This is a genomic window from Paenibacillus dendritiformis (assembly GCF_021654795.1).
Classification (GTDB): Bacteria; Bacillota; Bacilli; order Paenibacillales; family Paenibacillaceae; genus Paenibacillus_B.
In genome coordinates this window covers 4,780,355-4,805,461 of the sequence record NZ_AP025344.1, presented here as the reverse complement: position 1 = coordinate 4,805,461, position 25,107 = coordinate 4,780,355, and the positions used below count along the sequence as shown (strand labels likewise).

Here is a 25,107-nt window from a genome sequence, read left to right as displayed (position 1 = left end):
AAAGAGGAGGACTCATACAAATGGCAGTTACCATGTATTATGAAAAAGACGCAGATCAAAGTGTATTGCAGGGCAAGACGATTGCGGTTATCGGCTACGGCAGCCAAGGGCATGCCCAAGCGCAAAACCTGCGCGACAGCGGACTTCAAGTGGTTATCGGGCTCCGTGAAGGCAAATCGGCCGACAAAGCGCGCAACGACGGGTTCGAAGTATTGAGCGTAGGCGAAGCGACCAGCCGCGCGGATGTCGTGCAAATCCTCATGCCGGACGAAACGCAGGCGGCCGTATATCATGCGGAAATTGCTCCGAATCTGAAGAAAGGCGCTGCCTTGATGTTCTCCCACGGCTTCAACGTACACTTTGGGCAAATCGTCGCGCCAAAAGACAATGACGTGCTCCTCGTGGCTCCGAAGTCGCCGGGACATCTCGTTCGCCGCACGTATGTCGAAGGCTTCGGCGTTCCGGGCCTCATCGCGATCGAGCAGGATGCGACAGGCAATGCGAAGGCGATCGGCCTGGCCTATGCCAAAGGCATTGGCTGCACGCGCGCAGGGGTGATCGAGACTTCCTTCAAGGAAGAGACCGAGACGGACTTGTTCGGCGAGCAAGCGGTATTGTGCGGCGGCGTCAGCGCGCTGATCAAAGCCGGCTTCGAGACGCTCGTGGAAGCGGGCTATTCCCCGGAAATGGCATACTTCGAGTGCTTGCATGAAATGAAGCTTATCGTCGACCTGATCTATGAAGGAGGTCTTGCGACGATGCGCGATTCCATCAGCAACACGGCGGAATACGGCGACTATGTCACCGGGCCTCGCATCGTAACCGACGAGACGAAGAAGGCGATGAAGGAAGTCTTGTCCGATATTCAGCAGGGCAAATTCGCGCGCGACTTCATCCTGGAGAATAAAGCGGATCGTCCGTTCCTGACCGCGACTCGCCGCAACGAAGCGAACCATCCGATCGAAGTGGTCGGCGGCCAGCTTCGCGAGATGATGCACTGGATCAAGAAGTAGTGATGTGTGTTGCGCCAGCCGGGCCGGACAAGCGGCCGGCCGCGGACTTATAGGCCGGAAGGCGATATCGCACAGCGCCCGCCCGTCGTCAAGGCGGGATGGCGCTGTTCTTTTATGTGCATACACTGGAATAGTAATATGGCGAGAGATTAACGGAGGTGCAGCGATGCGTAAAATTTTTATTTTTGACACGACGTTAAGAGACGGGGAGCAATCTCCGGGCGTGAACTTGAATACGAAGGAGAAGCTCGAGATCGCCTACCAATTGGAGCGCCTCGGTGTCGACCGCATCGAAGCGGGATTTCCTGCGGCATCTCCGGGGGATTCGGCCGCGGTGGGGGCCGTCGCCGCCGCAGTGAAGAATGCGACGATCGTCGGGCTGTCGCGGGCGCGGACGCAGGACATCGATGCGGCTTACCAGGCATTGAAGAACGCGCAGGATCCGTGCCTCCATCTGTTCCTCGCTTCTTCGCCGATTCACCGCAAGCATAAGCTGCGCATGGAGAAGGAACAGGTGCTGGAGACGGCCGAAGCGGCGATTCGCTATGCGAAGAAATATTTCTCGAAGGTGGAGTTCTCCCCGGAGGACGCCGGGCGGACCGAACTCGACTTCCTCTGCCAAGTGACCGAGATGGCGATTCGCGCCGGCGCGACGGTCGTCAACATTCCGGATACGGTCGGTTACTTGACGCCGTATGAGTACGGCAACATTTTCAAGACGCTGAAGGAGAATGTTCCGGGCATCGAGAAGATTCAGCTTAGCGCGCATTGCCATGACGATCTCGGCATGGCGACGGCGAATGCGCTGGCGGCGGTGCTGAACGGGGCCGATCAGATCGAAGGCACGATCAACGGCATCGGCGAGCGCGCGGGCAATACGGCCCTGGAAGAGGTGGCGCTGGCGCTGGAGACGCGGCAAGACTTCTATCAGGCGAAGACGTCGCTTGTCCTGAGCGAGATTGCGCGCACGAGCCGGCTGGTGAGCAAGCTGACAGGGATGGTCGTGCCGGGGAACAAGGCGATTGTAGGCGCCAACGCCTTCGCTCATGAATCGGGCATTCACCAGGACGGCATGCTGAAGGAGAAGACGACGTACGAGATTATTTCTCCGGAGACCATCGGCCTCAAGGAGAGCAAGCTCGTGCTCGGCAAGCATTCGGGCCGCCATGCATTCCGCGAGAAGCTGATCGATCTGGGCTACACGCTCAGCGAAGAGCAGGTCAATGCCGCCTTCGCCAAATTCAAGGATATCGCGGACAAGAAGAAGGAAGTGTCGGACGAGGACATTCGCGCCATGATCGAGGAGAAACTAATCGACACGCCGGAAATGTTCAAGCTGGAAACCGTCTATGTGGAGTACGGCAACCAATCCGTACCGTCGGCGAAGGTTCGCCTCGTCACGATCGACGGCAACGTGCTGGAAGAGGAAGCGAGCGGCAACGGCTCCGTCGACGCCATCTATATGGCGATTGACAAGGCGTCGCAGGAACAAGTCGAGCTGACCGATTACTCGATCAAATCGGTTACGCACGGCAAGGACGCCCTCGGCGAGGTTCATGTTGTCCTGACGCAGGACGGCCTGCCCGCGCTGGGCCGCGGCGTCAGCACCGACATTCTTGAGGCGAGCGCCCGCGCGTACGTGGATGCCCTCAACCGCCTCATCGAGAAGCGCAAGCTCGGCGGCCGGCGCGACAAGATCGGGCTGATCTAATCTTTTCGCAGCCTCATTGGCTTGGGCCCATTCGGCCTTGGAGATGACCTCTTAACAGGGGTCATCTTTTTTTATCCATAAGATACCCCTGATCTGCACTATGTCCTTCCATAGTGGAAAATCGCGAAGAAATGTCTTCCAAATGGTAGACACTTTTCTATGAAAGAAATAGTTTGCGCTTATTTGAAACGATACTATATATAGTACCTTCCTGCGAACATTTCTCTATATACAGATATTTTACCTCGTTAAAAGAATAACCCTTCATGTCCACATTTATATGGACAAATATGCTGTTTTTCCATTCGTAAAGGACAAATTCGGTGTATCCGTCTCTTTAGGTAAACCCCGCTTTAAACTGAGCTCCTACTTTTTTCAGAACCTTCAAATCAATCCCGACTCCATCCGAATGGCAGATAGAGCGAATGAGCAGGTTACGGTGTATGGTCAAGAGGGCAAGAGGAAGCTAACAAGACTCTTCAAGTTGCGAAAAATGTAAAATAAGATAACATGTCTAGTCTCGCCTGAATTAACTGTTGGTTCATACTGGCGTGGCTCGTGAAAAGGGACATGCATTTTTTGCTCAACTTATCTATTTGTCCTTTTATGGCGGCTAATCGAGAGAGAATGTCTTTCAAATAGTGGACACTTTTCTGTGAAAGAGATAGTTTGTGCTTCTCCAATTAAAACACCATATATAGAATTATTTTACGATATAAAAACTATATCTAGAAAGTTGCCTTGTAAGAAGTATAACCCCTTTATGTCCACCTTTGTATGGACATTTATGATGTTTTTCCGCTCAGGAAGCACAATGCGTTGCGTTGCTCTTGGTTACGAAAAGTGGCAGGATAGCCCAATTCGCCCCGATGGTGTATATTGGAATACATTATGTTTTGCAATTACAGGGGGAAAAGTTATGCGCAATGGAATATATTTTTGAGACGAAGCCCAGCGGCTATGAAGATTTTGCGAGCGGAAGGGCGCTGTATAGTGCACGGGGGACGACGGCTTTTCCGGTAAGGCTCGCCAGCGAGATTATGCAGAGATGCTTCCGGCACCTGGAGGGGAAAAGGCATGAAGAGCCGTATGCCGTCTATGATCCATGCTGTGGCGGCGCGTATATGCTTACCGTCGTCGGCCTGCTGCACGGCCACCGAATAAAGCGGATTGTCGCCTCCGATGTGAACCCGGAGGTGCTCGGCATCGCGGAGAAGAATCTGTCGCTGCTGTCCGCGGACGGGATGAGCCGGCGCAAGAAGGAGCTGGCGCGCCTGCTGGAGCAATTCAATAAGCCCTCGCATCGCGAGGCGCTGGAAAGCGTCGAGAAGCTGGCTCGCCTTTTAGCGCACTCCTACATAGAAGAAACCTCCTCGTTTCATCATGATATTACCGCATCGTCCGGCGCGGATTTGCCCGTACAAGCAGGCGGGGCCGATATTGCTCTTACCGATTTCCCTTATGGGGCGATCGTTCATTGGCAGAGCGAGTGCGGCAGTCCGTTGCCCCGTTTTTTTGACAATATGTATGCGCGGCTCGAGCCGGGGCGTTCCGTCATGGCCGTCGTGGCGGACAAGCGCCAGAAACTGCGGCATGATAAATTTAGAAGATTGGAACCTTTCAAAGCCGGGAAGCGGCAGGTTGCCATTTTTGAACCGATAAACAGCTAATCTATAGCTATCAATGCCAGCACCGGAACCAAGGAGGAAGTTGAGTTACGAACGGAAGCGTATGGAGAGGGAGTTCTGCAGATTAACCTCCACCGAAGCGCGTTAAGGATGTTCACCCGGGGCGATCTTGCCTTGAGTTTTTGGCGCTATCCATTTGGCGGAGCGGGAGAGGGGATTGCTGCAATATTACAGTATTTTCTTCTTAAAAAGACTCTTTTCTCCGATAATCCTGCAAATATACATCTTTTTAGCTGATTTTAGGAAATATAACCTTTTATAGCCTGAAATTCCTGTAATTTTGCAGGATTTTCTGTTTTCCCGGAGGATCCCGGCAAAAAGCTGCACGCATGCAGGAATTTGGTATCCCAGCGGGCACGGGCTCTCCCGGGGCTTCTCGAACTCGCCTTTGCCTCTTGTCCCGCCCTTCTTCTTCTCATGTTCCTCCCGGTACCACCACTATGGGATCGTCCCGCTCACCTTATCCTCCCGCGTCCCCGCCGGCATGCCCGGGCACACGAACCCCCTTCCTTTTCCTTCCTCCTTCCCGCGTGCGCTCCCGGCATTTTCCCCGGCGCTTTATCCTTGAAGCTCCCCGCCCCTGTTCATTCCATCCTTTGCAATTGGTGGGGCAGAACCCGAAAAAAATTACCGGAATCCTGTTTCTTAACACCAAATTAACAGGTTTCCTTGTAAGATGACGTTAAACCGGGAGGGATCGTATCATGGCCAATATCTTGTTTAACCATGTGTACAAACGTTACGGCAAATACAAAGAGGTTGCTGTAAGCGATTTCAACCTGAGTGTCGACGATACGGAGTTCATCGTGCTGGTCGGGCCGTCCGGGTGCGGGAAATCGACGACACTTCGCATGCTGGCGGGATTGGAGGATGTGTCGGAAGGCGATATTTACATCGGCGACACGATTGTGAATGACATCCCTCCGAAGGACAGAGACATCTCGATGGTGTTTCAGAACTATGCCCTGTATCCGAATATGAGCGTCTATGAAAATATCGCCTTCGGACTTCGCCTCCGCAAGCAGCCGAAGCATGAGATCGATCTGGCGGTGAAGCGGGCGGCCCGGGTGCTCGAGATCGAGAATTTCCTGGAGCGCAAGCCGCGGGAGCTGTCCGGGGGCCAGCGCCAACGCGTCGCGCTCGGCCGGGCGATTGTCCGGACGCCGCAGGTGTTCCTGATGGACGAACCGCTGTCCAACCTCGATGCGAAGCTGCGCGTCCAGATGCGTTCCGAGATCATCAGCCTGCACAAAAAGATCGAAGTGACGACCATCTACGTCACGCACGATCAGATCGAGGCGATGACGATGGGAGACAGGGTCGTCGTCATGAACCGGGGCGTGGTGCAGCAGGTCGATACGCCCGAGACTATCTACAACCGTCCGGTCAACATGTTCGTCGCGAACTTCATTGGCAATCCGCCGATGAACTTCATCGAAGGGCGTCTGCATCACCATGACGGGCATGTGGAGTTCCATACGCGGAGGTTCATTATCCGCCTTGCCCCACAACATGAAAGCGCTATCAGGAAACAAAGGCTGCTCGATCGGACCGTCATTATGGGAATTCGTCCGGAGCATATCAGCTTCGAAGCCCACCGGATGGAGGCTTCGCCGCATTCCATTGTGACGGGGACGCTCCAGTTCAATGAGTTCGTCGGATCGGACCGCTATTACCATATCGACATCAAGCAGGAGCGTCCGCTCGTCATTCGGGCCAGCGAAGGGATTCACTGTGACGAGGGCACGCAAGTGTCGGCTGCGATCAACATGGAAAAGGCGCTTTTTTTCAATAAAGATACGGAAATGCTCCTGACGGATTGAGGGGGGATGAAGTATGGAGAAGCGGAACTATCAATATCGCCGGCTGTCCGCTTGCGTCGGGCTGGCCCTCGCCGTCCTGCTCGCTGCCGGTCTCGGCTGCGGCCTGCTCCCTTCGGATGACGGAGCCGCAGCCGTGTACGGGGCGGGCGCATCCGCCAGGCCGGGCGGCTCGGAACCGCTGTTCGGCGAGCCGGAGGACAGCCGGATCGAACCGTATTACCAGGAAGTGCTCGGACAATGGAGGCAGGAAGGCGTTCCCTCCGGAACGGAGACGATCGTCATTCCGGCTTCGCGGTATTCGGCCGCCTCGGAGGATGCCGGAATCCGCACAGGTTCCTATGAAGGCGAGAGCGATGCTTTGATCTGGGCCAATCAGCGGGGTTGGATCGAATATGAGGCGGACGTGAGCCGAGCCGGGCTCTATCAGATCAAGGCGGACTATTATCCGCTGCCCGTAGCCGAAGGAGGCGGCCGCCAGCCGGTCATGCTGTCGGCACGCGTCAATGGCGCCTATCCGTTCAACGAGGCGCGGGCGATCGCGTTCGAGCGCGAGTACCGCGACATCCAGCCGCCCCGCTTCGATGACCGGGGCAATCAGATTCGGGCTCAGGTGGAAGAGCTCAAGGGCTGGAAGGAGAAGATGGTGACGGAATCGAACGGAGCCTATTCGACGCCGCTGCTATGGCATTTGAAGCAGGGGAAGAACAAGATTCGGCTGGAAATGCAGCAGCAGCCCGTCGCGTTCCGCCAGTTCACGCTGCTGCCGCCGGACTAGGCGCCGGCGTATGCCGAAGTGAAGGCGCAATATCCGGCAGCCGCCGCCCGGGAGGGGGCCGTGCTGACGATTGAAGCCGAGCAGTACAGCGCCAAAAATTCCACCTCGATTTAGAATGTGTATGACCGCGCTCCTTTTTCCCACCCGGCATCAATGAATGCCATCGTGTACAACACGCTTGGCGGAGCCCGCTGGACGAAAGGCGGGCAGGCGGTCACCTGGACCCTCGACGCGCCGCAGGATGGGCTCTACAAGCTGGCGCTGCGCGCCAACCAGAATACGGTCAAAAATATGTCCGTCTTCCGCACGCTCACGATTGACGGCAAGCTTCCGTTCCGCGAGATGGAGCAGGTGCAGTTCCCATATGATTCCGGTTGGCAAGGAATCACGCTGTCAGATGCGGACGGGGAGCCTTACGCCTTCTATCTCGCGAAGGGACGGCACACCCTTACGATGGAGGCCACGCATGCGCCGTACATGTCCATCATTATCCGCATGGATCACATCTCTCGGGAGCTGCGCGCGATCTTGCTGGAGCTGCGGATGGTGACCGGTAACCGCGAAGACAAGTACCGGGTGTGGAATGTAGAGAAGGATATTCCGGGCCTGACCGACCGGCTAGAGCGAATTCGGGAGCAGTTCGTTCAGCTCCAGGCCGAGATGAAGCAGATCAACCCGAAGACCGACGATGTGGCTCAAATGCTGAAAAACGGGGCCGAAGACATCAAAAGCATTTTGAAGACGCCGAATCAAATCCCTTATTCCCAGGAGCGGATCGCCTCGGTGCAGGAATCGCTCGAGTCGAGCCGTGCCACGCTGATGAACAGCCCGCTGCAGCTCGACCAGATCTACCTGGCTCCCCTGGATGAGGAGCTGTCGCGCATGACCTCGAGCTTCTGGGAAAAGGCCGGAGGCATGTTCCAGTCGCTCGCCTACTCGTTCGAGGACCGGACCGGATTCAGCGATAAGGACGACAGCGTGCTGAATGTGTGGATGATCTGGGGCCGGGATTACGTCGATGAGCTCCAGCATCTGGTCAATGACCGCTTTACCCCGGAGACCGGAATCAAGGTGCATATCAACCTGATTCAGAATGCGCAGATGCTGACGCTGGCCAATGCGTCGGGCATGATGCCTGATATCGCCCTGGGCGTCCCGTCGAACGTGCCGTTCGATATGGCGCTGCGGAATGCAGCCTTGAATCTGAGCGAGCTTCCGGGAGCGGATGAGTTCTTCGCCCGGTACAGCCCGGGCATGCTGCAGCCGCTGTATTATGACGGCGGTTACTACGGCGTGCCGGAGACCGTCAGCTTCAAGGTTCTGTTCTACCGCAAGGATGTCCTGCAGCGGTTGGGACTGAGCGTGCCCGACACTTGGGATGACGTCTATCAGATGCTGCCGACGCTGCTGCAGAACCAGTACAACTTCTATATGGATCCGGCGGACTATACGCCGATTCTGTTCCAGAGCGGGGTCGAGATGTATGCGCAGACCGGATTGACGACCGGGCTCGATACGCCGGAAGCGTTCAAGGCTTACAAAATGTGGACCGATTTCTACAATGTGCAAGGCCTGGAGCGGGTCGTGCAGAGCTTTTACAACCAGTTCAGGCGAGGCGACATCCCGATCGGGATGTCCGATTTCAACATGTACATGCAGCTGCTGGTCGCCGCTCCGGAGATCGCCAATGATTGGGCGATCGCGCCGATTCCGGGCACGAGGCAGCCGGATGGCCGCATCGCGAGATGGTCCGGCGGATCCAACCCGTCGAACGCCATGCTGTTCAAGAGCTCTGCCCCGGAGAAGCAGAAGCAGGCATGGACATTCCTGCAATGGTATACGTCCACCGAGACGCAGACCGAGTTCGGCCTCAATCTGGAGCAGTATCACGGGGAGACGTTCCGCTGGAACACGGCCAATGTGCAGGCCTTCGCCGAGATGCCATGGAAGCCGGACGATCTCCGCATCATCCTTCAGCAGTGGGCATGGACGAAGGAGGTCCCCCAGGTGCCGGGCGGTTATATGACGGACCGCGAGATCGGCTTCGCCTGGAACCGCACCGTGGTCGACGCCGAAAATTCGCGCATCTCGCTGGAAAAGGCGATTAAGGAAATCAAGCGCGAGCTGAGAAGAAAGCAGCAGGAATTCGATATTATCGGACCGAACGGCGAGGTGCGGAAGACGCTTGATCTGCCGGTCATCCAACAACCGTGGAAAGGGGTCGATCAACTTGTCGAATGAAGCACAGCCGGCCATTCCGCAGCCGCTTGCCGCCACTCGTCCGCGGATGGGGAGCCGATTCGGGCGTAAGCTGCATCACCTGCGCAAGGAAATGTGGCGGTACCGCCTTTCCTATCTGTTTATCGCGCCGTTCCTCATCGTATTTACCTTGTTCATCATCGTTCCGGTCCTGACGGGCGTCGGGCTCAGCTTCACCTATTTCAATTCCATCGAGTTCCCGAAGTGGGCCGGATGGATGAACTATCAAAATTTATTTTCGCAGGACGTTATTTTTCTGAAGCATGTCATCCCGAATTCATTCCAGTTCGCGCTGTTCGTCGGCCCGATCGGCTATGTCCTGGCGTTCGTCCTGGCCTGGCTGATCGCCCAGCTTCCGGCGATGATCCGCGTCTGGTACGCGCTGGCGATGTACGCGCCGTCCTTGACAGGCGGCATCGCGATGGTCGTCGTCTGGCAGGTCATGTTCACGGGCGACCGGACCGGGTACATGAACAGCTTTCTGTTGAAATGGGGGCTGATTAACCAGCCGATTCTGTTCACGATCGACAAGGATTACTTGATGATCATCATGATTATCGTCTCCATCTGGTCCAGTATGGGGCTTGGCTTCCTGGCCATCCTGGCGGGGATTCTGAATGTGGACCGGACACTGTACGAAGCCGCCCGCATCGATGGAATCCGCAGCCGCCTGCAGGAGATCTGGTATATCACGATTCCGATGATGAAGCCGCAGATGCTGTTCGCCGCGGTTATGGCCATCGTCGGCACGCTGAAGGCCGGCGGGATCGGCACGCAGCTGTCGGGCATGAACCCGACGCCGGATTACTCCGGGCAGCTCTTCATGAACCATATCGAAGACTTCGGGTTCACCCGCCTGGAGCTTGGATATGCGAGCGCGATATCGATCGCGCTCCTCATTGTCACGATACTGCTCAGCCGGTTCCTATGGATGCTGCTTGGGCCGAAGGAGGATGAATAGCATGGCCTTGTTCCGGCGCATGAGAAGCGCAGTATCGCGCACGTGGTCGCTGTACCGCAGCGACTTCCGCAACCTCGACGGGACGCAGATCGCCCTGCTCATTTTGCTGTCGCTGCTCGCGGTATTTATGCTGCTGCCGCTTGTCTTTATTTTCAACCACGCCTTCAAGCCGCTGCATGAGCTGTTCTTGTTCCCGCCGACCTTCTTCGTGAAGCAGCCGACGATGCAGAACTTCATCGATCTGCTTCATGCATCGCAGGATACGTTCCTGCCGGTGACCCGGTTCATCCTCAACAGCGTCATCGTGACCGTCTTGTCGACCGTGGGCATGGTCGTGCTCGGCGCCCTGTGCGCGTATCCGCTGTCGAAGCATCCGTTCCCCGGGCGGAAGCTGGTGTTCGGCACGATACTGCTGTCGATTATGATCGCCGTCGAGACGATGGGCATTCCGCGCTATATCGTCGTGAAGTACCTGGGCATTATGAATACGTACTGGGGGCATGTGCTGCCCATCCTGGCGCTTCCGGTCGGCGTGTTCCTGATGAAGCAGTTCATGGATCAGGTGCCGAACGAACTGATGGAGGCAGCCAAGCTGGACGGCGCTTCCGAGTGGAACATCTTCACGCGGATCATGCTTCCGATTGTGTCGCCGGCGATGGCCACCATTACGATCCTGTCCTTCCAGACCGCGTGGGGGAATGCGGAGACATCCGCCCTGTTCATGCAGAATGACGCGATGAAGACGCTGCCGTTCTATGTGGAGTCGCTCACGTCCAATCTGGCGAACGGCGTAGCCAGACAAGGCGTGGCCGCCGCGGCATCTCTCATCATGTTCATTCCTAACCTGATCATCTTCCTGCTGTCGCAGCGCAAAGTGATCCAGACGATGGCGCACTCGGGAATCAAGTAGGGTTATTACGGAGGTCATACGATGAACAAGAGAGGGAAGACATTACGGCTGCAACTGCTGGGCATCGCATTGACGCTGGCGGCTATCGTCTTATTTCCTTGCACGGCCGCAGCGGAACCGCCCTACGTCACGTTCAGCAAGGACGGGTATAACCGCACCATACCAAGCCAGGCCGCCTATTATCCGGCGACCGTCATCGGGAACAACATATATATCGAGAAGACGGCCAAAGGAGAAGCCGTCCTGGAGTATTCTCCGCTGAAGCGGCCTCAGGATCTGTTCATTGACGTCAAGGACGAGATCTATATCGCAGATACGGACAACAACCGGATCGTTCACCTCGATCGCGGCGGCGAATTCATCCGCGAGCTGCGCGCCGAGGGGTTGAAGTCGCCCCAGGGCGTGTTCGTCACGAAGGACGGAATCATCTACATCGCGGATACCGGCAACAACCGGATCGTCAAGCTGGACGCGAACGGGGCGGTGCTGGCGAAATATGAACGGCCGAAGTCGAGGTTCATTGAAGGCTCCTTCCCCTATGAGCCGACCAATCTGGCCGTCGACAGCCGCGGCTTCATGTATGTCATCTCGAACGGTAGCTACCAGGGGGTTATCCAGCTTGATCCGGAGGGCAACTTTTACGGCTTCTACGGCACGAACCTGACCGAAGTGACTTTGATGGATCTGGTGCGCAAAATGTTCTACACCGAAGAGCAATTAAGCCGTCAGGTCCGGACGCTGCCGTCGACGATCCGCAACATTCATATTGACGAGCAAGGCTTCATCTATACGGTATCCGCCACGGACAAGGAACAGGTGAAGAAGCTGAACATCCGCGGCGAGAACCAGTGGAAGGACAAAAAATTCGGGCTGGAAGCAAGATTCCGCAATCGCGCCGCCAATCAGGCGGCTGCGCAGAACGGGGAAGAGCAGAAGTCGGGCTTGACCGATATTACGGTCGCTCGGAACGGCAATCTGGTCGCTATTGACAAGCTGTCCAATGCCGTTACCCAATACAATCCGAGCGGCGGCATGCAGTTCTTCTGGACGGGGCCGGTCACGTTCGGCACGCCGCAGCTCGGCATCAGCCAGAGTCCGGTCTCCGTCGCGGCCAATTCGCGCAATGCGCTCTACATCCTGGACGATTCGCAAAATCTGATTCACGTGCTCGAGCCGACCGAATTCGGCATGCTGCTTCAGCAGGCGACGGCGCTGTCCCAGGAGGGCAAATATGAGGAGAGCGAAGCGCACTGGCAGGAAGTGCTGCGGCTGAACGCCCTGTACTCGCCGGCCTATCGCGGACTGGCGCAAGCCGCTTACCACCGCGAGGATTATGAGCAGGCCTTGCGGCTGTTCAAGCTGGCCGGAGACGCGTCCGGGTATTCCGACGCGTTCTGGCAGCTCCGCCTGCAATGGTTCCAGCACAATTTCGCCTACGCGGCCAACGGGCTGCTCGTCCTCATTGTGCTGCTCCTGATCGCCGGCGGCCGCAAGAAGAAGCGGGAACTCCGCCGCAAGGGGAAGCCGCGCATCGGCGCCTCCTGGCTGCGCAAGCCGCTCGTGCAGCAGCTGAAGCAAGCCTTCGTCATCCTGCGGTACCCGATCGACGGCTTCAGCGATTTGCGCTATGCGCAGAAGGGCGGCTATGTCAGCGCCGGCATCATTTTAGCGCTCGTGGCGGGCGTTCTGCTGGCGAAGGAGTATTTCACCAGCTTCGTGTTCATGCCGGTGCCGAGCAATGAACGCAGCAACACCTTTCTGCTCGTATTCGCGGTCACGTGGCTGACCTGGGTCATCTGCAATTACTTGATCGGCAGCATCCGCCAGGGCGAGGCCCGCTTCAAGGATGTGTTCGTCGGCAGCGCGTACGCTTTGTTCCCGATCGTGCTGCTCGGACTGCCCCTGGCCGCTCTGTCGAACGTCATGACCCATAGCGAACAGTCGATCTACAGCTTCTTCGAGACGGGCATGTTCATCTGGTGCGGACTGCTCTTCTTTTGGAAGATTCAGTCGCTGCAAAATTACGGCGCAGGCGAGACGTTCGCCAATGTGTCGCTGACGGCCTTCGCCATGCTCATTGCCTGGGTGCTCATTTCCATCATGATCGGTCTGTCATCGGAGCTGCAGAACTTTATCTATACGATCTATCAGGAGGTGTCGATGTGAAGCAGCCGTTAAGCAGAGCGGACAGTACACGACGAATATTCGCCATCGCCCTTCTCGTGACGCTGACCAGCTTCGTCCTCGTCTCTTATCAGGGCAGGGCCGAGAACAAGCCGGAGCCGCCGGCTTCCGGGAATGCGGCGCCCGCCGCCCGGGACGGAGCCGAGGCCGCAGGCGCGGGGCCAGGAGACAACGGCGCCGCGAAGGCAGCAGCAGCGGAAACCACAGGTGCGAAAGCCGCGGCGGCGAAGGGCCCGGCAGCGAAGACGGAGACCAAGACCAGCTATGCGGACCTCTTCCCGGCCGACGACCAGTTCATTGCGGCGGCGGAGAACGATAAGCTGCAGCTCCTGGTTCACCGGGACACCGGCCATTTCATCGTGAAGGATAAGCGGAACGGCAGCGTCTGGCGCTCGTTCCCCGATGCGGAGGGATGGAATGACCGTGAGAACACCGACATGTGGAAGAAGCATATGCAGTCTCCGGTCTTTATCCGCTATGTCGAATTCAATGTCCGCAAGGATCAGATCAAGGAGACGAACGTCATCGACCAGAAGGGCGTCATCGAGCGGTTCCAAGTGACGGACGACGGCTTCCGCCTTACCTTTTCGATGCCGAAGATCGGGTTCGCCGTTCCGGTCCAAGTCGCGCTCATGGACGACAGCGTCGAGACGCGGGTGCTGGAGGAAGGCTTCAAGGACGGCAAGACGGCCGAAGAGATGAGGCAGTTCGAGGCGGACAACAAGAAGAAAAAGGACAATGACGCCCGCATTACCGGAATCCGGCTGTATCCGTTCCTCGGCGCTTACACCTCGGAACGGGAGAACGGCTATCTGCTCATTCCGGATGGGCCGGGGACGCTGATCCAGTTCCAGAAGGATCGCCCGCCGAACAACAATTTCTACTTCGAACGGTCCTATGGGGAGGATCTCGCTTTCAGCAACAACAACAATTCCTTCTCGACCCGCCAGCCGATCCGGATGCCGGTGTTCGGCATCAAGTCGGGGGACCAGTCGCTGCTGGCCGTGCTTCGGGACGGGGCGGAATACGGCAATGTGCTGGCGGCGCCGTCCAGGTCAATGAACCAATACAACTGGGCGGCGGCGGAGTTCACGTACCGGCAGCGGTTCTTCCAGCCGACCGACAAGCGGAAGCTGAACGGCTTCCAGACGTTCAGCAAGGAGCGCACGACCGGGGACCGTTCGGTCCGTTATTACTTTCTGGACGGGGCGAAGCCGGATTACGTCGGCATGGCAGAGCGCTACCGCCGCCACTTGATGGAGGAGAACGGCATGCGGCCGCTCCAGGCCGAAGACCCGAATATCCCGCTGCAGGTCAATGTGCTGGGCGCCGATTCCCGCAAAGGCTTCCTGTGGGATACGTATGAGCCGCTGACGACGACGGCGCAGGCGGAGGAGATCGTGAACGAGCTGACCGCTGTCGGCGTGAAGAGGATGTCGATTACGTACCAAGGTTGGCAGCGGGGGGGATTCAGCGAATACGGCGGCCGCTTCCCGGTCGATTCGCGCCTGGGCGGCATGGACGGCATGCGCCATCTGGCGGAATTCGCCCATGCGAAAGGGCATCGCGTCATGCTGGATGCCGCTTCCTACACGTACAATAACAACGGGCGCGACGGCTTCCGCAGCAGCCGGGACGGGCTGCAGGATCTCGGCTCCGTCGTCATCAAGTTCACGGAGCGGAACGGCGCCAGCCAGACGTTGGTCAGCCCGCGCTTCCTGGAGAAGATCCTGCTCGCCGATCTGGAGAAGGCGAAGCAGCTCGGGGTGGACGGCATGTCCTACGGCGGGGCCGTGGGAGAATGGGTGAACAGCGACTTCAATCCGCGGTATGCCGCGACCCGCGAGGAATCGCGCCGCATCCAGGAGAACCTGTTCGCGAAGACGAAGGAACTGATCGGCGCGGCGGATGTGACCAACGGCAACGATTATGCCTGGAAATACGTGGACCACGTGAACGGCCTGCCGTACGAGAATTCCTTCGATCTTTTTGTCGACGAGACGGTTCCGTTCGCGCAGATTGCGCTGCACGGACTGGTGACCTATTCCTCCTGGTATGCGAACGTTGCGGACAACTACGGGACGTACCTGCTCAAAAATATCGAGTACGGCTTCATTCCGGCCTTTATGCTCACCTTTGCGCCATCGGAGGATCTCATCGGGACGCGCTCGCTGTACGCTTTTTACAGCACCTATTACAAAGACTGGGCGGTAGAGATCGCGAAGCAGTACAGCCGCTTCAACGAGGCGCTGGGCGATGTGCAGGATCAATTCATCGTCGGCCACCGCGTCTTGGCGAAGGGGGTCGCCGAGACCGAGTATGCGAACGGCAAGCGGATTGTCGTGAACTATAACGATGCGCCGTACGACCGGGACGGCATCCGGGTCGGGGCCAGAGACTTCGCCGTCGTGCCGGGGAGGGGATGAACATGGGCAAAAGAATGCTGAAAGCGAAAACGTCCCGCCATCTGGAGGCTTTGTTGTTCGTCGGTCCGTGGCTTATCGGATTTCTGCTGTTCATGGCCTTCCCGCTCGGGTTCTCGCTCTATATGAGCTTCCACAAAGTGACCGTGCTGCCGACCGGATTGAAGTATGATTTTCAGAGCTTCAAATATTACAGCGAAATTTTGTTCGGCAGCTCCGCCCTGTACGACAACCTGATTCCGTTCTTTCAGGAGATTGTCATCATGGTGCCGATTATACTGGTGTTTTCCTTGTTCATCGCGATCATGCTGAATCAGGATTTTCCCGGCCGGATGCTGTTCCGGGTCGTATTTTTCCTCCCGATCATTTTCACCTCCGGTTACATTTTGACGGAGTTCGTGAACCAGGGGGAGGGCACGCTCGGTTTCCTCGACCGCTTCTCGATTGGAGAATATTTGGATGAAATTCTGAATGGAAGCTCCTGGGCGAAGCCGGTCAAGGACGTATTGAACCGCTTTGTGCTCGTGCTCTGGTATTCCGGCGTTCAGATCCTGATCTTCCTGGCCGGGAGACAGACTATCCCGAAGTCTTCCTACGAGTCGGCCCGCATCGACGGCGCGACGCCGTGGGAGGTGTTCTGGAAGATTACCCTGCCCGCGATGTCGCCGTTTATTTTGCTGAATCTGATTTATACCGTCGTCGATATGTTCACCTTCCCGTACAATCCGGTCATTGAGCTGATCAATACCGGCAATTACGGATACAACAGCGCCTTGGCCTGGATATACTTCGTCATTATCGTCGTATTTTTGTCCCTTGTCCTGTTCCTGTTCCTGCGCATCAACCGGAGCGCGCGCAGGCGCGGATAGCGGGCGGCAGCGAATGGATTCGGCGGGAATGACGGGAGGAGGATGGGGATGATAGGAAAAGTGAATGTCAACGTGAGAGTCAAGGCGGAGCGCTTCAAAAAAAGATGGGCGCGGGACGGCCTGAACACGGTCCGCTATGCCGTGCTTGGCCGGGAAGTGAACCGCGGCCTGCTGTTCAAGCTGTTCATATATTGGATACTGCTCGTCACCTCGTACATCTATTTGAATCCGATCTTCAAGATGCTGGTCAAGATGGTCATGAATGAAAAGGATCTGAACGATCCGACAGTGACCTGGATTCCGCATGAACTGTATTTCGGCCACCTGGAGAAGGCGTGGACGGCGCTCAAATATTCGCAATCGCTGTTCGTCAGCATCGGGATCTCGAGCCTGGTCGCCGTGTTCCATATCATGGCTTGCGGCTTGATGGGGTACGCGCTGGCGCGAATGCAGTTCCCGTTCAAAAAGCTATTGACGTTCCTGCTCGTGCTTGCCTTCATCATCCCGCCGCAGGTCATCGTGCTTCCGATGATCATCATGTACACGAAGCTGGGGCTGCAGGGCAAGCTGTTCTCCCTCATCATCCCGTCCATCTTCGGCTTCGGCATCAAGGGAGCGCTGTTCGTCATCATCTTCCGGCAATTCTATACGACCCAGCCGAAGGAGTTGGAGGAGGCGGCGAAGATCGACGGGGCGAGCGCCTTCAAGTTCTATTGGAAAGTGATGTTCCCGCTCGCGAAGCCGGCGATTCTGGTCGTGTCGCTGTTCTCCTTCGTCTGGACGTGGAACGACACGTATTACCCGCGGATGTTCCTGGGACAGTCCTCGCTCGTGCCGCTGGCGACGCAGATGTCGCGGGTGGATGCCAGCATCGGCAGCATGCTGGCCAGCGAAGAAGCGCCGCTCGTGCTGGTGGAAGCGATCAAGATGTCGGCCAGCTTCCTGGCCTTGCTGCCTCCGCTGCTCATCTTCTTCTTCGCGCAGCGCTCTTTCGTCGAGAGCGTGGAACGTACCGGGTTGGTAGAGTAAATAGAAATCCGCATATTGAACACAGGTTGAAATGGTATCGAGAGCCTGCGGCTGCGATCGATGCGGATTTTTCGATCGGTAGGGCCGGGACTATTCCGATCAGGCGCGCGCGGCCGTGGCCGGCCTGAAGCTGCCGCAGCCGAGCGTCTCGCTGTGGAGATTCGGCGAATGAATACTCGAATTGACAGAGTTTACACTGGAGGGGGATGAATGAAAATGAAGCAGCGCAAAATCGGCTTTCTTCTTATCTTAACATTCGTATTCACATTCATGCTGTCGGCATGCGGCTCCAGCGGCGGCGAGTCCGGGCAGGCTGCGCCGGAGACGGCTTCCGCGAAGGCGAACGAAGGCGTGGAAGGGCAAGGCGAGCAAGCGGCACCGCCCGCCGGGAGCGGCGATCCGGTCAAGCTCATCTTCATGGCGCCGTGGAGCAAGGAGCAGGTGGAGATGCGATTCCTGGAAGGCACGAGGGAGAAATTCCCGCACATCGCGATCGAGGCTACGGGCAAATTCGCCAACGCGGAAGAATTCGACGAGCTGTTCGCCCAGGGCGTCGTGCCGGATATTATCTTGACGACGGACGGGTTCGACGTGCTGAAGGAAAAAGATATGCTCCTTCCCCTGGATGATCTGTTGAAGGAGCGCGACTTCGACTTCAGCAAGATCCGGCCGGGCATCGTGGAGGCCCTGCGCGCCCGCGACCCGGAAGGGCAGGGGCGCTTGCTGGGCATTCCGATCGAGGACGTGGCGGTAGCGCTCCATTACAACAAGGCGGTCTTCGACAAGTTCGGCGCTCCTTACCCGGCCGACGGCATGACCTGGGATGAGGTGATCGATCTGGCCGCCAAGGTGACCGGAGAGCGGGACGGCATTCCGTATCGCGGATTGGCCTTGAGCTTCATGTCTCAGGCGATGACTCAGCTCTCGGCCCACGGAACGGATCCGGAGACCGGGGAGCCGCGCTTCTCGAAGGATCCGGCATTCGCCCGCTTTTTCGAGATGGTGAAGCGGGTAGCCGACATCCCGGGCAATTGGGAGCCGGATATCAGCTATGATTTCACCAAGGGAGACGTCGCGATGAGTCTCGGATTGATCGCGAACACGCTCCCGTACTATTCGGGCGACCTCGACTATGATGTCGTCAGCTTTCCGGTATGGCCGGACCTTCCGGGCGTCGGACCTTCGACGCTGCCGCTGACTGTGGCGATCAGCAAGCAGAGCAAGCATATCGACGAAGCGCTCGATATTTTGCAATATTTGCTCATGGATGAGCAGCAGGTGCGGCTGACCCGCAAGGATGTGCCGTCCGTCTCTTCCGATCAGAGCATTCTCGAGCAGTTCGCCGCCGATGTGCTGGAGCGGGACATGAACGTCAAAGGGATCTATTCGCTTCAACAGGCGAAGCCGGCCTTGTACAGCCCGTTCGGCCCGGATATACTGCTGTACGGGACGAACTATGTCGGTTCCCAGGTGGGGCCGTTCCTGAAGTCGGGAGACGACGTGCCTACGTTCCTCCGCAAAATGGATGACGATTACGCCGCGATCGTGAAGGAAAAGAAAAACAAAAATTAAGATGCGCCAGCAACTGCCTCCGCTCTCCTGCCGCTCACAGGCCACCCCCGTTCCGCATCACGCAGCCCGGCTTCCGCCTTCGCGGTTGAAGCCGGGTACCCGCATATCCCGTTGGGTTCGCTGATTTCGGTTATTGAAGGGAGCCGTTCATATCATGAAAAAGACTGTTTCCATTCTGCTTATCGCCATTCTCGCGATGGCCGCGCTGCTTGCGGGCTGCAGCGGTTCGCGGGCGGAAGAACCGCCAGCCTCCCCGGGGCAGACGGCAACCGGCGATCCTTCCTCCGCGCCTGCGGCCGGGGAAGGCCAGGAGCCGGAAGCGAAGGGAGGGCCGGCGAAGACGACGGAGCCCGCCTATAGAAGCTGACGACCGAGCGCGACGGGGTGAAAGACAAAGGCTTCTCGTTCGGTTACTATTCCCATGCTTTTTCCCAGCTTGGGGTGAATGGCACCGATCCGGAGACGGGGGAAGCGCTGTTTGCGAAGGAGCCGGCGTTCGAGCAATTTTTTGAGCTGCTGGACAAATACCGCAACATTCCCGGGATGATCGATACGAGCGGTTATGCGTACAGCTTCAGCAATGAGCAGAATGTGGCGATGTATATCGGCCAGCTCCAGCATCTGCCGCTCAATAATGCGGTCGAGGGCCTCGATTTCGGCATCGTGTCGGTCCCGGAATGGCCGGCTCGCCCGGGAATCGGACCGACGGCCCCGGCCGTGCCCGTCAGCATCAACAAGCATAGCCGGCACAAGGATGCCGCCTGGGCCGTCGTCGCCTATCTGCCGTCGGAGGCGGGACAGATGGTGCTGTCCCGCGCAGGCAGCCCGCCGACCATGAACAGCGAGAAATCGGTCGAGCAATACGCCTCCATGCATATCGAAGAGAGCGGCAAAACGTACAACATCGCCCCGATATTCGAGCAGAAGCCGGCCCCGATTGCGGTCTATTCTCCATACGGCCCGCTTATTGCCTTCAACTAGGACGACTTCATCCACTTGAAAGCGAAAGATTTTGTCAAGATGCCGGGCAGGGACACAGCGACCTTTTTACGGGAAATGAAGGAGGAGTATGCGGGAATCGTCAAAGATATGGAGGTGAAAAAATAGCGGGGCGGGAGTTCCCGGCATGAAGCCCGAGGCCTCCGCCGGCCCGGCAACGGCCGCATCCTGCCGGGGTACGCAGCGAACTTCCGCGGCAGGATGCGGCGCCGGCCGGAGCGCGTTACCCTTCGCTCCACCGCTTCGCCTCGTAAAGCGTGAGCATCATCGCGGTCTGGAGGAGGGACATCATCACGCTGTAGAGCACGATGATCAGGAGGACCGCAGCCGGGGCCGCGAACCGATTCGCCGCCAAGCTGGCCGCGCCGGAAGCCGCCACGAGCAGCAGGGCCATCGCAAGCGCCGACGGCCAGTTCCGCTTGAAATAATGCGCGCTGCGGCGCAAGGCGGCGTCGAAATGGAGCCGGTCGGCAACGATAGTGAATTCGAGATAGATAAATACGATCCGCAGCGCCGCGAAAGCGAGCAGGGAAGCGCCGGCCCCGATGGAGCCGAAAAGCATAATCAGCAGGGAAGAGACGGCAGCCTTGGCAAGCAGCACCGCGATATTCAGGCCAAGAAACGGCACCCAGAAGACCAGGCTGCTTCGTGCCATCTGATCGGGGTCGGCGATACCGCCCTCGCATGCCGTGGCGAGCGCCTTGATATAGCCGCCCTGGGCGAAGGACCAGACCGCGATGAGAAGCAGCTGTGCCCAGGTGAACGGCAGATTGTACAGGTGCATGATCGAAGGCAGGCCCATTTCCAGCACGATGCGGTAGCTCCATTGGGACGTCAGGTACCAGCCGGACCAGGCGACGCTCAGCGCGAGAATGCCGAGATCGAGCAGCATCGGCACGAAGGCGATGATCGGATTGCGGCGCAAGCAGCGCACGGCTTGAGTAAGCGGCATGGATATCCTCCTCTGTCTCGTGGTCCCGCGGCTTCGGTGTCTCCTTTGCGCGGAAGGGCGGGCGCGCCTTGCCGCAGCCTGGGGCAACGCGCTTATCCGGTTGACTTCGGTTCCGGGAGCCTTATCCAAAAGGTAGAGCCCTTCCCCGGCGCGCTCTCCGCCCAGATCGCGCCCTGGTGCGCCTCGACGAGCGCCTTGGCGATGCTTAGGCCGACGCCCAGTCCGCCGCTGTCCCGGGAGCGCGATTTGTCCGCGCGGTAGAAGCGGTCGAAGATGCGCGGCAGATCCTCCTCGGCGATGCCGACGCCGTCGTCGCGGCAGTACAGGAGCATATGGCCGTTCTCGCGCTCCATCCCGAGGACGACCGTTCCGCCGCGGGGCGTATATTTAATGGCATTGTAGATGACGTTGGACAAAATTTGCGCGACCCGATCGGGATCGACGTCGAGATAAAAGGGAGTCAGCGGCTTGTCGAACACGAAGCGAATCTCTTTTTCTTTCGACAGGAACAGGAACCCCTCATACACGCCCTTCACCATCTGAGACATATTGATTCGCGTCAGATTCAATTCGAAGCGGGCGCCCTCCGCCTCCGACAGCTTCTCCATATCTTCGATGAGGCGGTACAGCCGTTCGATATCGGCCAGAATGCTCAACATATTTTCCGTCGTTAAGGGATAAATCCCGTCAATTATCGCGTCTAAGCGGGAAAGCACCGCGGTAAGCGGGGTCCTCAGCTCATGGGTCAGATCTTGCATTAACTGCTTGCGCCAAGCTTCATGGCGCTCGAGATCGTCAAGCAGGCTGTTGATGGTCCGAATCAGGCCGGCAATCTCTATCGTTCCGCACGGTGGAACGACAATCTTCCTGTTACCGGTAACGACAGCGTCCGACAATTGCCCCGCCCGGCGGATTCCGCGGCTCCAGCGAGAGGCGGCATAGACCGACAGCAGCAGCGCGGCAAGAGAGCAGGCGAGCAGAACATACAGGCTCCGGTGCCGAAGCTGTCGTTCCAACTGCGCGATGGCTGGCGAATGCAAGCCTTGATCGAGGTCATAGTAGGCCTTCAAATAACCGTCGATGCGGCCGTCGATGACGACGGGCAGCTGAACCGTATACGCGGGCGGCGCGGCATGTTGGGGAACGAAATCCGCCCGAATCGTCTCGCCGTCCGGACCGTAATACCGGATCGGAATGGTGAAGGCATGGGCCGCTTCCTGCAAGGCGGCTCTCCATTCGGCATCGTTCGAGAGCAAGGCCGTCTGCTGCCGGACGGCATACAGCAAATGATAGGTGTATTCGGCGGCAGCCTGCCGCTTATACGAGGCCAGTTGTTGCTTCCAGTCATACCTCAAGGCCAGATACAGGCCGGTTAGGGCCGCGAAGGAGAGGCACGCGAGCGCAAGGCACAAAAACGTGCGCGTGCGGAGCCGATATGCATTCCAGCGCGCCATCAATCATCATCCAGCGGGAAATTGAATTTATAGCCGGATCCTATTTTGGTCACAATGTATTGCGGATTTTTCGGATCTTCCTCGATTTTTTTGCGGATGTTGCGGATATGGACGTCCATGACGCGTCCGTCCCCGATAAACCGGTAGCCTTGCACCTCATAGGACAAGTCGTGCCTGCTGAATACTTTGCCGGGCTTGCGGACGAGGATGCTCAAGGTTCTGAACTCGGTAGCCGTCAGGTTGGCGGCCTTGCCGTCGAGAAAGACATCCTCCAGCTCGAAATTGACCATGAACCGCCGGCGGTTGAAATAGATGATGTTGCGGTTCGAGTTGTTCATAATGTTGATTCTGCGCTGAAGGGCATGAATGCGAGCGATAACCTCTCTTGCCCGGAACGGCTTCGTAATATAATCGTCCGCGCCGAGATTGAGGCCGTTGATCATATCGGTCTCCCGCGCCTTGGAGGTGATCATGATGAGGGGCACATTGGACATCCGTCTAATATTCCGGCATACTTCCTCTCCCGGCATGCCGGGAATCATTAAATCGAGCACGATCAAATCCAGCTTGTAGAGCTGGATCTTCTTCATCGCATCCTGTCCGTCGCTTGAGAGGTGCACCTTCCACCCTTCGTTCACGAAATACGATTTGAGAATATCCCGGACGGAAGCTTCGTCTTCGACGATCATAATGTCCATCCCTTTACCCCCTTGAACTTGTAGAGGTTGTTCAAAAACACAAATGAAGCGAAGGTCTTTTCAATTGAAAGGGAAGCGCTTACATCCAAAAATGTGCATGTTTTCATTAATATATGGTATATCAATGAATCGTTTTTTTGTCAAAGAAAAAATGAAATAGGCCAAATGAATACTTGGGCGGGCCTTGTGCGCCGGCCGTCGGCTTCCCTGCGTCAAGCCCGGTATATGTGGTAAAATAGTGACATATCATGCACGCCATATTGAGGAGATGAAGCGAGATGGAACAACAATCTCAAGTCCGTTTGACGGCCTTATCAAGCAAAGGAGGCTGCGGCTGCAAAATAGGTCCGGCCGATCTGTCCCAGGTGCTGCGCCAGCTCCCGAAGACGGAGAAGCATCCGGATCTTCTGGTCGGATTGGATACAAGCGACGACGCCGGCGTCTTCCGGCTCAACGACGATCTGGCGCTCGTGCAGACCGTTGATTTTTTCACGCCGATTGTCGATGATCCGTATTCCTTCGGCCAAGTGGCTGCGGCCAATGCGCTTAGCGATATCTATGCGATGGGCGGCAAGCCGTTGACGGCGCTCAATATTGTCGCGTTCCCGATCTCCAAGCTGGACAAATCGGTGCTTGCCGATATTTTGCGGGGGGCTGGAGACAAGGTTGCCGAGGCGGGAGCGACGCTGGTGGGCGGCCATTCGATCGACGATCCGGAGCCGAAGTTCGGCATGGCGGTCACCGGCCTGATCCACCCGGACCGGGTATTGACCAATGCGGGTGCTCGTCCAGGCGACAAGCTGATCCTGACGAAGCCGATCGGCGTCGGCATTATGACGACGTCGCTGAAGCGGGATCTGCTTCGGCCGGAGGAGATCGAGCTCGTCACCCGCACGATGACGACGCTGAACAAGACCGCCGCCGAGGCCATGGCGGATTTCCGCGTCCATGCCTGCACGGATGTGACCGGGTTCGGCCTGATGGGCCACAGTCTGGAGATGGCCAAGGGAAGCGGAGCCGGGCTTCATATCTACGCGGAGCAGGTGCCTGTCCTGCCGCGCGTCCGCGAGCTCGCGGAGAGCGGAGCGGTTCCCGGCGGAACGAAGAACAACTTCCGCCATGTGCAGGACAGCGTCCGGTTCGATGAACGGCTGGACGAGATCGCGCAGTGGATTCTGTGCGATGCCGTCACCTCCGGCGGGCTGCTGCTGTCTGTCGCGGCTGAGGATGCGGAACCGCTCGTGGCCGCCATGCGGGAGCGGGGCGTCGCGGCGGCATGCATCGGTGAAGTCGTCGCCGAGCACGCGCATGAGATTCGCGTCACCGGCGCGGAAGCCGGCTCGCCCCGTTAAGGCTGGCCGTACAGCATCGCGGCCCGGCATAGCTGCTGCGAATTGATCTGCTGGTGCCCGGCATGCCAGACGACCCGCCCTTGGCGGACGAGCAGAATCTGCGGAGACACATGCGGAATTCCGAGATCCCGCGCCACGCGATCGGACAAATGCGTCTCCTCCACGACCCGGATGACGCCGATCGCGAAGCGGGAGGCAACCTCCGGATAGCGGTTCACGAAATGATTAATCCCGACATGCGCGACCTTGCTCGATCCGCATTGGGAACTGTGCTTATATAAGAGCAGCGGCTTCTCGGCGGATAGGTGAAGCATGCGGGTAAGCTGCTCATCGGATTGAATGATCGGGAGTCCTGACATCGGGGCTTTTCCTCCTTGTTCCGGCCATCGGATGACAGGGCATAGCGGCGGAATACCCGGTTCTAGCCAGGGCGGC

The 25,107-nt window shown here is 57.8% G+C and carries 21 protein-coding genes; 17 read left to right on the top strand and 4 right to left on the bottom strand.

Annotation, left to right across the window (positions count from 1 at the left end; translation table 11 throughout):
• The first annotated feature begins 20 nt into the window (after window positions 1-20).
• The 16 genes from ilvC (at window position 21) to L6439_RS21205 (ending at window position 20,198) form a co-directional block, all read left to right on the top strand.
• Window positions 21-1,013: a ketol-acid reductoisomerase gene (ilvC, locus tag L6439_RS21280; protein ID WP_168181188.1), complete on the top strand. Its 993-nt coding sequence runs from the start codon at window positions 21-23 to the stop codon at window positions 1,011-1,013.
• Window positions 1,014-1,179: 166 nt separating this feature from the next.
• Entirely contained in the window at window positions 1,180-2,724 is a 1,545-nt protein-coding gene (locus L6439_RS21275) for a 2-isopropylmalate synthase (RefSeq protein WP_213469224.1), read from the top strand.
• A 655-nt stretch (window positions 2,725-3,379) separates the two neighbouring features.
• On the top strand, window positions 3,380-3,667 hold the full coding sequence (locus tag L6439_RS21270) for a hypothetical protein (protein ID WP_213469223.1): 288 nt from the start codon (window positions 3,380-3,382) through the stop codon (window positions 3,665-3,667).
• Complete coding sequence (locus L6439_RS21265; RefSeq protein ID WP_213469222.1) at window positions 3,651-4,394, top strand: hypothetical protein; 744 nt, start codon at window positions 3,651-3,653, stop codon at window positions 4,392-4,394. Before L6439_RS21270 ends, L6439_RS21265 begins: the two co-directional genes overlap by 17 nt.
• Window positions 4,395-5,116: 722 nt before the next feature.
• On the top strand, window positions 5,117-6,235 hold the full coding sequence (locus tag L6439_RS21260) for an ABC transporter ATP-binding protein (RefSeq protein ID WP_172879001.1): 1,119 nt from the start codon (window positions 5,117-5,119) through the stop codon (window positions 6,233-6,235).
• A 13-nt stretch (window positions 6,236-6,248) separates the two neighbouring features.
• Entirely contained in the window at window positions 6,249-7,010 is a 762-nt protein-coding gene (locus L6439_RS21255; RefSeq protein WP_237096577.1) for a carbohydrate-binding protein, read from the top strand.
• Between the two features lie 153 nt (window positions 7,011-7,163).
• Window positions 7,164-9,251, top strand: coding sequence for an extracellular solute-binding protein (locus tag L6439_RS21250; RefSeq protein WP_237096576.1), 2,088 nt, complete (start codon window positions 7,164-7,166; stop codon window positions 9,249-9,251).
• Window positions 9,241-10,230: a carbohydrate ABC transporter permease gene (locus L6439_RS21245; RefSeq protein WP_237096575.1), complete on the top strand. Its 990-nt coding sequence runs from the start codon at window positions 9,241-9,243 to the stop codon at window positions 10,228-10,230. Before L6439_RS21250 ends, L6439_RS21245 begins: the two co-directional genes overlap by 11 nt.
• A 1-nt stretch (window position 10,231) precedes the next feature.
• A complete protein-coding gene (locus L6439_RS21240; RefSeq protein WP_213469221.1) occupies window positions 10,232-11,140 on the top strand; it encodes a carbohydrate ABC transporter permease in 909 nt (302 codons plus the stop codon).
• A 21-nt stretch (window positions 11,141-11,161) separates the two neighbouring features.
• Complete coding sequence (locus L6439_RS21235) at window positions 11,162-13,306, top strand: YIP1 family protein (protein ID WP_213469220.1); 2,145 nt, start codon at window positions 11,162-11,164, stop codon at window positions 13,304-13,306.
• Complete coding sequence (locus L6439_RS21230; protein ID WP_213469219.1) at window positions 13,303-15,750, top strand: DUF5696 domain-containing protein; 2,448 nt, start codon at window positions 13,303-13,305, stop codon at window positions 15,748-15,750. Before L6439_RS21235 ends, L6439_RS21230 begins: the two co-directional genes overlap by 4 nt.
• A 2-nt stretch (window positions 15,751-15,752) precedes the next feature.
• Window positions 15,753-16,616 (top strand): carbohydrate ABC transporter permease, encoded by an 864-nt coding sequence (locus L6439_RS21225; protein ID WP_213469218.1) that lies wholly within the window; start codon window positions 15,753-15,755, stop codon window positions 16,614-16,616.
• Window positions 16,617-16,664: 48 nt separating this feature from the next.
• Complete coding sequence (locus tag L6439_RS21220) at window positions 16,665-17,645, top strand: carbohydrate ABC transporter permease (RefSeq protein WP_213469217.1); 981 nt, start codon at window positions 16,665-16,667, stop codon at window positions 17,643-17,645.
• Window positions 17,646-17,855: 210 nt separating this feature from the next.
• On the top strand, window positions 17,856-19,217 hold the full coding sequence (locus L6439_RS21215; RefSeq protein ID WP_237096574.1) for an ABC transporter substrate-binding protein: 1,362 nt from the start codon (window positions 17,856-17,858) through the stop codon (window positions 19,215-19,217).
• A gap of 154 nt (window positions 19,218-19,371) precedes the next feature.
• Window positions 19,372-19,584 carry a hypothetical protein gene (locus tag L6439_RS21210; RefSeq protein WP_168180079.1) on the top strand — a complete coding sequence of 71 codons (213 nt, stop codon included), beginning with the start codon at window positions 19,372-19,374 and terminating at the stop codon, window positions 19,582-19,584.
• A 17-nt stretch (window positions 19,585-19,601) separates the two neighbouring features.
• Window positions 19,602-20,198: an extracellular solute-binding protein gene (locus L6439_RS21205; RefSeq protein WP_237096573.1), complete on the top strand. Its 597-nt coding sequence runs from the start codon at window positions 19,602-19,604 to the stop codon at window positions 20,196-20,198.
• 241 nt (window positions 20,199-20,439) lie between these two features.
• On the opposite strand, the gene L6439_RS21200 is transcribed toward L6439_RS21205, so the two are convergent.
• The 3 genes from L6439_RS21200 to L6439_RS21190 form a co-directional block, all read right to left on the bottom strand.
• A complete protein-coding gene (locus L6439_RS21200) occupies window positions 20,440-21,168 on the bottom strand; it encodes a hypothetical protein (RefSeq protein WP_213469216.1) in 729 nt (242 codons plus the stop codon).
• A gap of 92 nt (window positions 21,169-21,260) precedes the next feature.
• Window positions 21,261-22,622 carry a sensor histidine kinase gene (locus tag L6439_RS21195; RefSeq protein WP_213469215.1) on the bottom strand — a complete coding sequence of 454 codons (1,362 nt, stop codon included), beginning with the start codon at window positions 22,620-22,622 and terminating at the stop codon, window positions 21,261-21,263.
• Entirely contained in the window at window positions 22,622-23,320 is a 699-nt protein-coding gene (locus tag L6439_RS21190; protein WP_213469214.1) for a response regulator transcription factor, read from the bottom strand. The genes L6439_RS21195 and L6439_RS21190 overlap by 1 nt, the downstream gene beginning before the upstream one ends.
• A gap of 278 nt (window positions 23,321-23,598) precedes the next feature.
• Between L6439_RS21190 and selD the strand changes: the two genes are divergently transcribed.
• Window positions 23,599-24,672, top strand: a complete 1,074-nt coding sequence (gene selD, locus L6439_RS21185) for a selenide, water dikinase SelD (RefSeq protein WP_168180083.1) — start codon at window positions 23,599-23,601, stop codon at window positions 24,670-24,672.
• Here selD and ytxJ read toward each other — a convergent pair.
• A complete protein-coding gene (ytxJ, locus tag L6439_RS21180; RefSeq protein ID WP_168180084.1) occupies window positions 24,669-25,031 on the bottom strand; it encodes a bacillithiol system redox-active protein YtxJ in 363 nt (120 codons plus the stop codon). The two genes, selD and ytxJ, sit on opposite strands and share 4 nt — an antisense overlap.
• Between the last annotated feature and the right edge of the window lie 76 nt (window positions 25,032-25,107).